Annotated in this window: 10 protein-coding genes; 5 read left to right on the forward strand and 5 right to left on the reverse strand. The window is 49.4% G+C overall.

The genetic code is table 11. From position 1 onward, the window contains the following. The first annotated feature begins 204 nt into the window (after positions 1-204). Positions 205-1077, forward strand: a complete 873-nt coding sequence (locus KDM87_RS09525; protein ID WP_212678860.1) for a DMT family transporter — start codon at positions 205-207, stop codon at positions 1075-1077. 63 nt (positions 1078-1140) lie between these two features. Here KDM87_RS09525 and KDM87_RS09530 read toward each other — a convergent pair whose 3' ends face one another. The 3 genes from KDM87_RS09530 to KDM87_RS09540 are packed head-to-tail and all read right to left on the reverse strand — an operon-like array spanning position 1141 to position 3301. Continuing rightward, the gene (locus KDM87_RS09530; protein ID WP_212678861.1) at positions 1141-2070 is read right to left on the reverse strand and encodes a hypothetical protein; all 930 of its coding nucleotides are present in this window, start codon (positions 2068-2070) and stop codon (positions 1141-1143) included. Further along, entirely contained in the window at positions 2067-2924 is an 858-nt protein-coding gene (locus KDM87_RS09535; RefSeq protein ID WP_212679246.1) for an ABC transporter ATP-binding protein, read from the reverse strand. Before KDM87_RS09535 ends, KDM87_RS09530 begins: the two co-directional genes overlap by 4 nt. Continuing rightward, entirely contained in the window at positions 2924-3301 is a 378-nt protein-coding gene (locus tag KDM87_RS09540; protein WP_212678862.1) for a GntR family transcriptional regulator, read from the reverse strand. The genes KDM87_RS09535 and KDM87_RS09540 overlap by 1 nt, the downstream gene beginning before the upstream one ends. 385 nt (positions 3302-3686) lie before the next feature. Here KDM87_RS09540 and KDM87_RS09545 point away from each other — a divergent pair, with 385 nt between their 5' ends. Both KDM87_RS09545 and KDM87_RS09550 read left to right on the forward strand, forming a co-directional pair. Further along, on the forward strand, positions 3687-6374 hold the full coding sequence (locus KDM87_RS09545; RefSeq protein ID WP_212678863.1) for an alpha/beta hydrolase family protein: 2688 nt from the start codon (positions 3687-3689) through the stop codon (positions 6372-6374). Between the two features lie 285 nt (positions 6375-6659). Beyond that, positions 6660-6971, forward strand: a complete 312-nt coding sequence (locus tag KDM87_RS09550) for a hypothetical protein (RefSeq protein ID WP_212678864.1) — start codon at positions 6660-6662, stop codon at positions 6969-6971. A gap of 23 nt (positions 6972-6994) precedes the next feature. Here KDM87_RS09550 and KDM87_RS09555 read toward each other — a convergent pair whose 3' ends face one another. Together KDM87_RS09555 and KDM87_RS09560 are read right to left on the reverse strand one after the other, a co-directional pair. Beyond that, complete coding sequence (locus KDM87_RS09555) at positions 6995-8032, reverse strand: AraC family transcriptional regulator (RefSeq protein WP_212678865.1); 1038 nt, start codon at positions 8030-8032, stop codon at positions 6995-6997. After that, complete coding sequence (locus tag KDM87_RS09560) at positions 8029-8943, reverse strand: GGDEF domain-containing protein (protein WP_212678866.1); 915 nt, start codon at positions 8941-8943, stop codon at positions 8029-8031. The genes KDM87_RS09555 and KDM87_RS09560 overlap by 4 nt, the downstream gene beginning before the upstream one ends. Before the next feature lie 342 nt (positions 8944-9285). On the opposite strand from KDM87_RS09560, the gene KDM87_RS09565 reads away from it, so the two are divergent. Both KDM87_RS09565 and KDM87_RS09570 read left to right on the forward strand, forming a co-directional pair. Continuing rightward, complete coding sequence (locus KDM87_RS09565) at positions 9286-11841, forward strand: TonB-dependent receptor (RefSeq protein WP_212678867.1); 2556 nt, start codon at positions 9286-9288, stop codon at positions 11839-11841. A gap of 157 nt (positions 11842-11998) precedes the next feature. Continuing rightward, positions 11999-13933, forward strand: coding sequence for a phytase (locus KDM87_RS09570; RefSeq protein WP_212678868.1), 1935 nt, complete (start codon positions 11999-12001; stop codon positions 13931-13933). Positions 13934-13960 lie beyond the last annotated feature (27 nt).

Consider the following 13960-nt stretch of genomic DNA (forward strand, 5'->3'; position numbering starts at 1 on the left):
ACCGGGTCTGTTCTGACATCAGTTGGAACAGATGAAAAAAACCTGTGCATGTTTCGGCATCACAGGTTTTTTTTCATCTATACCCAAAATGCTTTATGCGAAGATATAAAAAAATGGTCGCCAATATCCGGTAACGACGCTCGTATCCCAAACCCGGGCGACAATAAAAAACCAATACATCCACCCTGAACGAATGAATCTCGTATGCAATCAAACCAGAGTTTGTTACTGAAATCTTTGCCCGCTACTTTCATCTTTATCTGGGCATCCGGCTATGTGGTCGCCAAGTACGGTCTGCCTTATGCAGAGCCACTGACATTTTTGTGCATGCGCTATCTGGGCGTGGTCGTTATGATGCTGACGCTCGCGATACTCATGCGCGCACCGTGGCCCGCCCGCAAAGATCTGTTGCCGATTGCCATCGCCGGCATACTGATGCAAGCCTTGTATCTCGGCGGTATCTGGTGCGCCGTGAAGCTCGGCATGCCAGCTGGTGTGGCAGCGCTGATCGCTAATATCCAACCCATACTGACAGCGGTCATGGGGCCGTTCATCGGCGAGCGCATACGTGGCAAACAATGGCTGGGGCTGGCTTTCGGTATCGCTGGTGTGGGTCTGGTGGTGGCGAACAAAATTTCTGTCGTCGCTTTGTCGCTGACCAGTGTCAGTCTGGCAGTGATGGCCTTATTTGCGATGACGATAGGCACGCTGTATCAGAAAAAAACCTGCCCTTCGTTTGATGTACGGACCGGGCAAGTAATTCAATTTGCGGCGTCGCTGTTGGTGACCGCACCATTTGCATGGATGCTGGAAACGCAAACCATCCTATGGACGCCACAATTTTTCGGTGCACTCGCATGGTCCGTTCTGGTGTTATCCGGTATCGGAATCTCCGTTTTGTACATCATGATACGGCACGGCGAAGCAACCAAAGTCACCAGCTATATGTATCTGGTACCTGCCGTCACTGCTGCGATGGCGTGGCTGATGTTTGGTGAGCAATTCACCATGATCGCATTAGCAGGTATGTGTATCGCGCTGGCGGGTGTGGCCTTAGTCGTCAGACCGGCACGCTGACATAAAAATGAAGACTGAAAATCAAAAGGCCTGAAACCGACGTGTTTCAGGCCTTTTTAACGATCACTCGCGATAATTCCGCATACGGATCGCACCGTAAATGAACAATGCACCGACCAGCACTCCGCACCAGATATTCAGATGCAGGAATGTATCCCAGCTATCCGTTGGTGTAGACCGCATTGCATCTAACACATGTTTAAAATCATAATGCTGACGGATAAATTCGCCATTCAATAACCAACTGAATGGCAACAGACTGAACAGCATACGCCCCAGCCACAAATAGGCAAAAGGATCGAGCGTTACATTCAGCGATTTGCAGAGCAGAACCAGCAGAAAAAAGACGGCGACCGGCCCCAGTACTGCCCACAAACCGCCCCGTTTGGTCAGCACGCTGGAGACCAGTAACAACCAACCCACCGTTGGTAATGACCACAAAATAAACACGGGAAAAACTCTGATGGCATCCAGAACCGGCGACCAGAGTCCTGCATGACTGAATACTGATAAAAACAGCCAGCGCCCTTGTAAAGCATGGCCAATACACACGATGCTTAACGCCAGAATATTGGAAATGACCGAAGCAAACAACATGAACAGAGGAAGAGCAATCACTCCGAACAATACTTTGGCAAGTACCGACTGTGCGTCAGAGACAGGCAATGATTTCCAGAACAGAATGCTACGGTCTTTTCTTTCCTCACTCAGGGCTCCGGAAAAATACGAGTACATGATAAAAATCATGGCAACGCAAAAACCGAACATCCGTCCAACCAAGCTATGTCCGGCAATGCCATCCACTTCTTTACTCAGTTGTTCTGCCGTCAGTACTGCACCTGGCAAGATGCGGGAAGTGTCTGGACTTTGCATCACGACGGCAGAAATAATTGCAGACACAACAGATAAAGCGATCAGAATCAAACCCGTCCGGATAAATAACTGACGGTTTTCCCACCATTCCCGCAACAATAAAAACTTCATCGTTTTCATACTTTATCTCCCTTCATCATCGCCACAAATAAGTCGGCGACGCTCGGTTGTCTGGTTTCTCCGAATTGCGCTAATTGCTCACGGTTGACGCCATCAAACAGCATCGTTGTCTGCCCAAATGTTTTCCGTTGATCGATGGGATGCAAGGCTTGCGCACGATCCATAAATTCTTCACGCACAATCAACTCTATAAAACGACGCTCCAGCTCATCCATACTGGAAGAGAGGCGAATTTGCCCATCCTGGACGAATATGACATCGCTCAGTACGTGCTCGATTTCCTCGACCTGATGCGTGGTGATGATGATGGTTTTATTCTGATCAAAATAATCTTCCAGCAAATCCTGATAGAACTGTTTGCGATAAAGAATATCCAAACCCAGCGTTGGCTCATCCAGCACCAGCAGCTTTGCGTCAATCGCCATCACCAGCGCCAGATGCAATTGCACCACCATGCCCTTCGACATGGATTTAACTTTCTGTTGCGGTTGCAATTTAGTCTTTGCCAGAAAACGCTCCGCTTTCGCACGATTGAATTTCGGATGCACGCCTTCAACAAAAGCTATCGCCTCGCGTACTGTTAGCCATGAAGGCAAAATCGCCACGTCTGCAATAAAACTGATGTCTTGCATTAAGGCGTCACGCTCACTGCGCGGATTCAGCCCCAGCACCTGCATTTCACCGTCAAACGGGGTTAATCCGAGTATGGCTTTGAGCGTCGTCGTTTTGCCAGAACCATTTGGTCCGATCAGACCAACGATACGACCAGCCGGAATCTCAAAGCTGATATTGTCCAAAACGCGCTGCTTACCGTATTTTTTACAAAGATTTTTTGCGGAAACCACGATACTCATCATTCATCTCCTGTAGTCTTGCCGCGCTTGATTTGCGCCAACAATTCATCTGTGCCTATCCCTAAACGGCGGATGCGATCCAGCATGGCTGGCCACTCTTCTTCCAAAAAACGCTGCCGCTCTGTTGCCAGCAATTTGTCTGATGCACCTTCCGTCACATACATACCTATTCCTCTTCGTTTTTCTACTAAAGATTCATCGACCAGTTCCTGATACGCTTTCGATACCGTAATCGGATTAATTTGATAATCTGCGGCAATCTGCCTCACAGAAGGCAAGGCATCGCCTGGTTTCAAAACACCATCCAGTATCATGGCCTGCACCTTCTCCTTCAGTTGCCGGTAAATCGGCGACTGATCATGCCAGTTGACACTCATATTCCCTCCTCATTTTCATTGTCCGCACCAAATGCGTTACCTCTATCTACTCAGTATCGAAAAGTTGATTGATTCACGCTTCATTTGGAAATGAATTGGTGTTGTAGTTAACTATAACACCAAAACAATAATAATCAAGAATTTTTGATAACTTTTATCTTTTGCAATTTCGTTCTTCCGAATCTAAATGAAGCGAAGCAGATAAAAATAGTTTTATCTATCAGGAACTCTGTCCGCAGGTCTCAGTCTATGCAGTTCATCTGCAAAATAGCTGTCGCTTGTTGAACGCGAAAAACACAGACCTATCCGGTGTTATTTGTATCAGAAAACAGCTGATCAGCTTATTCCCCCAATCAAACCTATAAAAAAATTGAAGGCAAGTGCTATGTTTCCGAAATTTATCCCCCTCAGTATTGCCCTTGCATGCTCAGGCGCAGCGCTGTTACCGCAGCAAATCGCCCATGCGGCACCGACAAGCAACGTCATTGCCAAAATCACCCCTGCAGATCTGACGCTGGAACAGGTGTTCCGTGCAAAACCGTATGCCGGTCAGGCAGCAAAAGTGATCAGCTTTAGCCACGATGGCCGCTATCTTGCTTACGTCTGGAATCCGTTTAATGAAATCGGCTCTGACTTGTATGTGCACGACACGCAAACAGGAGAAACCCGCCGCATTACTTCGCCAGCACTGATGAAGACGTTCGATGCGCCGGAAGTGTGGGATCGGTTCGAGAAGAAAGCAAAGCAAAAAGAAAAAGAAGAAACAGAGCGTCAGGCAAAGGCTGAAGCTCATGCCGCTTACCTGCGTGGTGAAAAGGTCAACCTGCAACAATGGGAAGAAGCCGGCTTAGAAGAAGTAAAACGCGAACTGGCTGATAAAAAAGCCCGCGATGCGAAGAAAAAAGCCGAAGCTGATGCCGAGGCTGCAAAAGAAAAAGCTGCCGAGAAAGCAGCAAAAAACAGTGCCACGGCCGATACTACGGTAGCAAAGGCGGACGACAAAAAAGACAGTAAAGCCGATAAAGACAGCGACAAACAAAAAGAACTGTGGGAACTACGCGATGAACTGAAAAAGAAAATCGCGAAAGAAAAACTAAAACCCAGTGATCTCTATCCCGGAGTCGATTATCTGGTCTGGGCGAATAAAAAGAATGAACTGATATTCCAGTATCGCGGCGATTTATTCCGTCTGCAGGCAGCCAGCGGTAAGGTGGAAAGGCTGACACAAACCGACAAAGCAGAACGCATCGTCGCCTATCGTGCGGATGACAAAGGCTATATCTATATGGATAGCAAAAGTCTCTACAGTGCGGCCTTTGACAACAGCGCGATCCGTCAGTTGAATCGTGAACTGATCCATCCGGATGACGCAGAGAAAAAATACAGCATCGCCAACACCGTGCTGAGTGAAGATAAACAATGGATGGCAATTTCTGCAGTGGCACCCGATGTCGATGAAGAAACCGGTAAAGTGAAACCATCTTCTGAGCGTCAGGTAGAAATTATGAATTACAGCGAGCGCTTCGCTACAGCCAAAAAAGTGCCGCGCGAAGTGTCGGATGACAAACGCAAAATCCCAGCAACGGCCTTGTACATTCGCCGCGTGACCGATACATCCGTCCGCCAGCCGCAACCTGTTTTCACCAATAATGGCGGTGATGTCTGGTTTGAAATGAGCAAAGTCAACTGGGCGAAAGACGGTAGCCGCTATACGTTTTCAACCTGGGAACGCGAAAAAAATCTGCTGCGCATTTACGTAGGTAAAGCAGAAGAAGGAGTTAAGCCTGCGCTGGTGTTTGAACGTCGCGGCAATGTTGGTCATGAAGTCGTGAATGTGCTGGAGCCAAAATTTACTCCTGACGGAAAACAACTGATCGCCGTACTTGACGAGCAAGGATATCGCCAGCCCTACATTATCAGTACTGATAACAACAATGGCAGCGGCAGTGCTAAAGCCATTCTGAAAGATGATTTTGAAGCGCACCAGATCATCGGTTTTACGCCAGATAGCAAATCCATGTTCGTGCTGGCAAATAAGGATGACTTCGCTTCGATGAATGCGTATAAGGTCGATATCGCCAGCGGCGACATGAAAGCACTCGGACAAACGGGCGATTTCCATCGTGCCAGCGATGTCGCTGATAGCGGTGACAAACTCGCCAGCGTTGCTGGTCAATGGTCGAGCCGTCCGGAGTTAAAACTGATTGATGTGAAGTCCAGTAAAAGCACGACGCTGACGCAAAGTCATGATCCGCAGTGGCAGGCGATCGATATTCAGCAGCCAGAACGTTTCAGTTTTAAAAACCGTCACGGCGACCAGATACAGGCGTATGTTTTCAAACCAGCGAACTGGAAAGCCAGCGATCATCGTCCAGCCATTGTCTACACCTATGGTGGCCCGCTGAATGACAGACACATCATTGAAACCGACAGCTTCCAGCAGACAGCGTATATGTTTGGCATGTATATGTCGGCAAAAAATGGTTACGTGACTGTAGCGGTTGATCCGCGCGGACATTCCAATTACGGTCGCAAATTCAGCGATGCAAACTGGGAACAGGCGGGTAAACCACAAACAGAAGATCTCGAAGATCTGACGCAATACATGCAAAAAAACCTGGGGGTAGATGGACGACGCATAGGTCTGACCGGCTGGAGTTTCGGCGGCTTCCAGACCCAATACACGATGTACACCAGCCCGGACACCTTCGCTGCCGGGATTGCAGGCGCGGGTCCGACCGAATGGGAAAACTACAACAGTTGGTACAGTGGTCGCACCATAGGCAAGACTGAGCGTAATAAACCGAATCTGCGCAAGTATTCTTTATTACCGCTGACCGTGGGCTTGAAAAAACCGCTGCTACTCGTACACGGCATGCAAGATCCTAATGTGCTGTATCAGGACACGGTGAATGTTTATCGCGCACTGCTGGAAAATGGCAAGGAAACGCTGGTCGATCTTTTCCTAGATCCGGATGGCGAACATGCGCTGGGCGGCGCGATCAAAGCCAAAGCCTGGCATAAAAAATACGAAGCCTTTTTCTTGCAACATTTGGGCTCTGGAAATAAATAAATCGACAGATATGAGTGGCGTTGATTGCTGCATTTACGCCCATCGCCACTCTGGTTTTACACTCCCGCAATGCGGGAGTTTTTTTATTGGGTAACGCATACTGCATTTTCGCGAGCACCGAGCGTATGCACCTTCCCAGACACAACGTACACTGATCTGCAGTAAGTTTTTACGAACAATTTCGTCACGGCAAATTAGAGAAATTATTACCGTTGTGAACGACATTGATCAACGTAATAATCGCCTACACTTTACTCCCGAGCAAAACGCGACAAGAAAGCCACCATGAACGCCTTTTCACAATATATGTATTCTGTCCTGCGTCAGGTAACACAGGAATTCCGTCAGTTCGCATCGAAATGTGCACTGGGAATGTTGCGTACTCCGCTGCCGCGTATTTTCGTGATCTGCATCGCGATTGCACTGGCGATCAGTCTGATTCCATTTGTATTGAGCTTATTTCTGCTGTTTGTTTTACTGAGAGTATTTCTCGGCCTGCTCAAAACACCGCAGCAAAATCGGACTTACGATCAACAGTCATCTCAGACCTATCAGCAACAACAGATTTACGTCAAACGTCTGCGCCAGGATGAATAAAATCGACACTGCGTCATAACGAATTAAATCCATTTCGCCAGATCGGCATGCATACCTTCCCGGATTAAGCTGGGTGTCAGGCCGGTCCAGCGCTTAAACGAACGACGGAAGTTATTTGCGTCGTGAAAACCAAGATGCTGTGCCACAGCCTCATTATCAATTTGCTGCGTTAAGAACAAATGCAAAGCAGCATGTGATCGCGCCTGATCTAACTCCGCCTGAAAATGTGTGCCGTGTTTTGCAAGATAGCGTTTCAAAGTCGCCGGGCTGCAGAAAAACTGTTGCGCTGTCTGCTCCAGCGTCGGTGCGCAACGGATGTGATTTAACAGGTAGTCGTACAGTGCATTCAATAAGCTGGGTGTATGTTGTTTTTGTTCTGCGACACTTGCTTGCAACGCCAGCTTAACCGCCGCCGGATTACCACGCGGCCATCGTCGGTCGAGCACATCTTCTTCAATCAGCATGGCATCAAAGTGGCAATTGAATTTCATTTCTGCGCCAAGATGTACCTCATATTGTTCGATGTAGCGCGGCGCCCTCCGGTTAAAACAAAAGCGCCATGGCAAGCGCTCTCCACTCAGCCAGCGACACATAGCGACCAAAGCGGCCATGTGCATTTCCGTTAAAACTGAACGCTGTGCTGGGGCGCCATAACTATCCATCCAGTAAACCACAATCCAACCTTTACCGCGCTTGAGCCTGGGACACATTAAGGGAGATAGTTGCGTTGCATGCGCAATTAATATATCGAGTGCTTCACGCAAACTTCCGGCGTGTAATAAAGCATGGCTGACGCCGTGAATATGGCCTGGCAACATTTGCTCACCGATTAAAAAGCTGGTGTCGTTGGCGTCCAGAGCTTTATTCACGTTCATCAGTAAGCGCAAATATTGCTGCGGGCTGATCATCCTTTGAGCATCTTCAGTCGCCGCAATATCGATGCCTGTATCGAGCAATATCTGCGCATCACTTATTTCGCGGCTGCGGGCAAATTCGATCAGCATCGCCGGATGCTGACGCATGGCGATACGCTCATCACTGATGTGGTGGTAAGCGATCATGCTGCACAGACGTGGCTAGCTGTCGCCAGTTCTGAAGGTGTTGTCCCTCGGCAGTCAATTCCGCGACTGAGTTCTTGCAACAGACGCTCTGCATCACCGTCCGATTCAGCGCAGGTATAGCGCAAACCAAGCCGCACCAGCTCGCGTTTTGCGAAATGACGCATTCCGTGCACCATATGGCACAGATGCTTTGCCAGCTCATCGGCATCTGCCACGTTTGTTTCTGGCATGACAATCGCAAAACGATCACCGGCGTAACGACACAGCACATCTTCATTTCTTAAATTCAGCAGCAGCATGTGACTGACTGCTTGCAGCACGCGATCGCCCTCACGCTGGCCAAACTGACGGTTAATCTGATGAAAGGAATTAATGTCCAATAAGACGATGGAACAAATCGCCGCAGGGCGGTTTTCTTTTTCCAGACGAATTTGCAAGCGCAGATAATCCGCATCACTGAGTTGCGTCACCCTGTCGTACGGTTTGTGTTCCCGAAATAAACGTTCCCGTTTTTGTAAATGTTCATTCAGACTGAATTGCTCTATGCGCCAGTAATACATACCTGCAGTCAAAATCAGCATGCCACCTAAAGTCAGGGTGTCTTCCAACCAGTTATCCCAGACATCCTCCTTGGGAATCGCAAAAAACTCATCCAAACAATCAGCCCAGGAACCTGACATGATGGAAGCGAGACCAAGCGCCAGCAAAAGCGTAACCCGGCCTTTTGGCCGGCTGCTGAGTGTCATCAGCAGCCAGACACCCGCCATGATTGCAGTGCCGCCTTCCCCGACAATATCCATCCAGTGCCATTTATAGAGCGGTTTGAGTACACCGACATACGCATACAAGCCGCTTAACGCGATCAACGCGACGATACTCGCCAGAATCAGATTACGATGTAAGTGCAGCATGCAAGCCCCCGGATAAAAACTGGCGCGAGAATAACCGGCCTGCATGACAAATTCATGACATCAAAATCAATGAGCAGCATTACGCAGCAAAAAACAACAGGGGTGCAAACAGCTCACTTATTACTCCAAAAAAATGGTGAATTCACCTCCATGCGCTATTCCTTCCCCGGCTATAGCAGCAGTGACAGCAATTAACAATGTCAACGCAAGTCAATTCAGCTCATTTCTCATCTTCGTCGCAGCGTTTTCCCGGCAATGTCTCTTTCAGTCTGATTTATGTCACGGAAACGACATATTCGGACTCCAGAATCCGCTCATTCTTTTTACTGATGAATGACAAAAATGAAAACCCGACAAAGACCTGCATACTTTTCCACCCCTGACGCTCAGGCGATCTTCCGCCTGTCTGCACTCAGCATCGGCGTTCTTGGCCTGATCAGCACAGCACAAGCGAACGACATCACCCTGGCTTCTGCGAGCGATGTTGTAATCAGCGGACAACGCGTGAGCATGCGTAAAGCCATCGAGGCACAAGAGAAAGCGAATAACATCATCAGCGTTATCAGCAGCGACGATATAGGTAGTCTGCCGGATAAAAATGCCGCAGAAGCGCTGGCCCGCCTGCCGGGTGTTTCGGTGCAACGCGATCAGGGCGAAGGCCGCTATGTGGTTGTGCGTGGTCTCGGAGCCGATTTAAATGCAGTGACGATTAACGGTGCGCTGGTGCCGTCCCCGGAAGCAAGCCGGCGGGCTGTCGCACTGGATGTGCTACCCTCCGGTCTGATCCGCTCACTGGAAGTAACAAAAACCCTCCGTCCCGAGCAGGACGCTAACTCACTCGGTGGTTCAGTCGAGGTCAAATCGCTGACCGCATTCGACATGCCCGGTAAAACGCTGACGGTAAATACCGGGGTAAGCTACGATCAGGTAACCGGAAAAACCAGTCCGAATGCGGGCGCCTTGTGGGCTGATCGTTTTCTCGACGGGAAACTCGGCATAGCAGCAGGCATCAGCGCAGAAAAACGCAGTTTTGGTTCAGATAATGTAGAAACCGGCGGAGCATGGGATAACAACCGACTCAGCGGCATCGAATTCCGCGATTATCTACCGGAACGTGAACGCCATGCTTATGCCCTTAATCTTGATTATCGCGCGTCCAGAGAGCAGCAATATTATCTGCGCAGTTTCCTCAGTGATTTCAGCGATGATGAGGTACGCGACCGTCTGACCATCAGCAATTTCGGTGGTGGCAGCATCAGTGAAGGCAACACATCAACTGCACGCGCAGAACGCCGCTTACGGCAACGTAAATATACGCAACAGATCAGTTCTTTTGTTGCTGGTACAGAGCAACACATCGCTGGCTGGAAAATGGAGGCTACCGCCGCATCGAGCCGAGCAACCGACGATACCCCGGAATCAATTAATGATGCACGATTCAGAGGTACCACTAACTTTTCCGGCGTGGGATTCACGGATAGCCAGTTACCGAAACTGATTGCACCTGCAAGCCTTTCTGATCCGGCCAACTACGGATTAAATGCAATCACATTACAGCAGCGCTACTCAAAGGACACCGAGCAGCATGCGCAGCTGGATATGAGTCGCAAAATGACATTCGATCAGTTGGAATCTACCCTGAAATTCGGTGCGAAAGTCAGCCGTCGCGAAAAGACGAATGATACCGATCAATGGACTTATAACAGCAGTAAAACCACCAGCGGAAACTATTGGGGTACCGGCTCCACTTCCCTCAGCAGTTTTGTTCAGGGCACGCTGGACTATCCATTTACGAACATTGGCGCAGCGATCAGTCCAGCACTGATCCGTGCCCGTATTGCCGGACTCAACCGGGCAAATGCAAAACTCGCGCTGGAGTCCGCGATCAATGATTTCACTCTGAATGAAGATATCGATGCAGCTTACCTGCAGAATACATTTGATTTTGGCCACTGGAATATTCTTGCCGGGGCACGAGTTGAGCGTACTAAATTTAACGCTGCAGGAAGCCAGGTCAGCGGCAGCACCATCCAGCCTGTTACTCGTGAGCGCGCCTACACTAACTGGTTACCGTCGCTGCACGCACGCTATGATCTGGACAAACATACCAGCGTGCGCGCCGCCTGGACAAGTGCCGTGGTGCGTGCGAATTTCAGCCAGTTGGCACCCGGCATCAATCTCGCCAGCAACACAGAAGCGACGATAGGCAATCCGGATCTGGCAGCGTTGAAAGCATCGAATCTTGATCTCGGTATCGAGCGTCAGTTAGAGCACGACGGCGTCGTTTCAGCTTACCTGTTTCATAAAGATATTAAAAATTTCACTTATACGACCAACCTTGCCGGCACCGGCCAATGGAAAAACTATACGACAGCAACTTCATACGCGAACGGTGACACGGCCAGCATTCAGGGAATAGAAGTCGCGTATTCACAACCGCTGCGCATGTTACCCGCGCCCTGGAAATATGTGCTGATAGGCGCAAATGCTTCGTTCACAAATTCTGACGCCAGTATCAGCCGCTACGATGTTGCCAGCAGTAAAACGCTGACACGCAGCATACGTTTTCCGGGTCAGTCCAAACGTGTAATGAACCTGATGCTGGGCTACGAACATGGTGCAATCAGCACGCGCCTCGCATTGAATTACAAGTCACCGTATCTGCTGGAACTCGGCTCAGATATTCTGCGTGCGGATCAGGATCGTATCGTTGAAGCCCAAAAGCAGCTCGATTTTTCTTTGTCATATCAGTTAAACAAACGCTTCCAGTTAGTGTTTGAAGCGACCAATCTGAACAATGAAAAATATTACGTTTATCAAGGCTCACAGCAATACAACGCGCAATACGAACAATACGGACGTACCTATAAAGTCAGTCTGAAAGCCAGCGTCTTTTAAAGCTCTGTAAAACAGCATGCCTGAGCGCTTCTGTGGCTGGATTTCTCCGGTTATATCCGCCGGAGAAGTCCGCGCAGCGCACGCACCAAACCTGTCCTCTTTGTTCTGTTACGTAGTCTGTGAACACTGCACTCTATTCAATTTTTTCATTTTATTTATGCGCACTCTTTCTCTACAAGCTCATCTGCTACTGGCTTTGAGCTTACTTACGCTGTCACCGTTGAGCAATGCGGTATCACCAACTCCGTCATTCCATGCTGATGCGAAAGATCTACCAGTAACGCTCCAGCGTGCGCAGGAACTGGTGAGATTGCCGGATGGCGGCTGGCTGATGCTGGATAAAAACAATCTGCGCCTGATGCACGCCGACGGCACAGAGAGAGCGCGTGTTCCAATGCGGGCGAAACATCTTGATATCCGGGCACATACACAAGGTGCATATGCAATGTTGCTGGAAGCAGATACCCAACGCAGCCTGCCTTTTATCGTTGATACACATACCGGCGAATTGCTCGCCCAGCCATCACTGCCATCGCCGCCATTTGCCCTCGAAAGCAGCTGTCTGTATCGCGACGCCCAACAACAGGATCATGTCTTTTTGATCGGCAAAGAAGGAATCAGTGAACAATGGATACGCTACGGCAGCGGCTTCCAACTGCTACGCAGGCTTGCGTTGCCGCCGCATATTCGTCATTGCCGCAGCGATGACACTCAACATACGCTGTATGTCAGCACTGCGGAAACTGGGGTCTGGGCGATCAGCGCGGATGCCGAAAATTTATTGCATCACTGGCTCATTGAAACACCGCGTCCTACACGGCAAAGTTCCGAAGGAGCACCTAAGATCGTTGCCTTAACGGGCGGGGTCGCAATCGTGGACGAACAAACGCAGCAACTGCATCGCTACCTTCAGCAAGGGACTCAATGGAAAAAACTGGCTTCCCAGCCGCTACAGAACAGAGATCTTAGCAAGAAAACGCACGCGACATCGACGAAGAAAATTGCAACGACTACTTCATTTGAGCATCCCCTTATAGTAAGAAAAAATAATGTAACCAAGGCGTGGCAGATGTACGCCATTTCCTGGGAAAAAACGCCGACAACAAACGATAACAGCGTGATTATTCCAGCAGACGTACAAACAGATGTCGTCGCCCGCTTTGGCGATGCGGCTGATGATCCGGCGATCTGGGTACATCCATCAGACCCAGCGCGGTCTCGCGTTCTTGGCACGAATAAAAAACAAGGTTTGCTGGTCTATAACCTTCAAGGAAAGCAATTGCAGTTACTGGAAAGTGGCCGCCTGAACAATGTTGACATCCGCCAGAATATCCGCTTCGAAAATGCCGATGCACAACAGCGTTTCGATCTTGCGCTGGCAACACAACGTGACGACAACAGCCTGGCGCTCTACACAATTGCAAGTGATGGCGAAGTACGCGAAGCCACCCGTCTGCCAACCACCCTGGAAAAAATATATGGGTTTTGTCTGTACCGTCCTCAAAGCGGTGGACTTGAGGCATTCGTTAACGACAAAGACGGACGTTATCAGCAATACCGGATCAGATATATCAACGGAAATTTCAGCAGTCAGTTAGTACGGAGTTTTAAACTCGTAACGCAACCTGAAGGCTGCGTCGTTGACGATCAGCGAGCACGTATTTTTATCGGTGAGGAAAAACATGGGATCTGGGTTACCTCAGCCGACGCAGAGCAAGCGGCGGTGTTACAACTGGTCATGCCAGTCGGAAAGCAACTGGTTGCCGATGTCGAGGGACTCGCGCTGTATCAGGGAAAAAAATCAACCTATTTACTGGTATCAAGCCAGGGAGATAACAGCTATCTGGTGCTGAATGCGCAACCGCCATACCAACTGCGAGGAAAATTCCGTATCGGTACCAATCTGAGCGCGGGGATCGACGGCACTTCTGAGACTGATGGCATTGAAGTCAGTTCTGCCTATCTCGGAGCGCATTTTCCCAAAGGTATGCTGGTCGTGCAGGACGGCTACAAACGTTTGCCTGATGGACCGCAAAACTTCAAATACATCCGCTGGGAAACCATCGCTGACCGCCTGCATCTGGAAGACTGAAGATGGAAATGATCTCTGCAATTATGT

It is taken from the genome of Cognatundibacterium rivi (assembly GCF_018139565.1).
In the GTDB taxonomy this organism is placed as follows: Bacteria; Pseudomonadota; Gammaproteobacteria; order Burkholderiales; family Burkholderiaceae_D; genus Undibacterium; species Undibacterium rivi.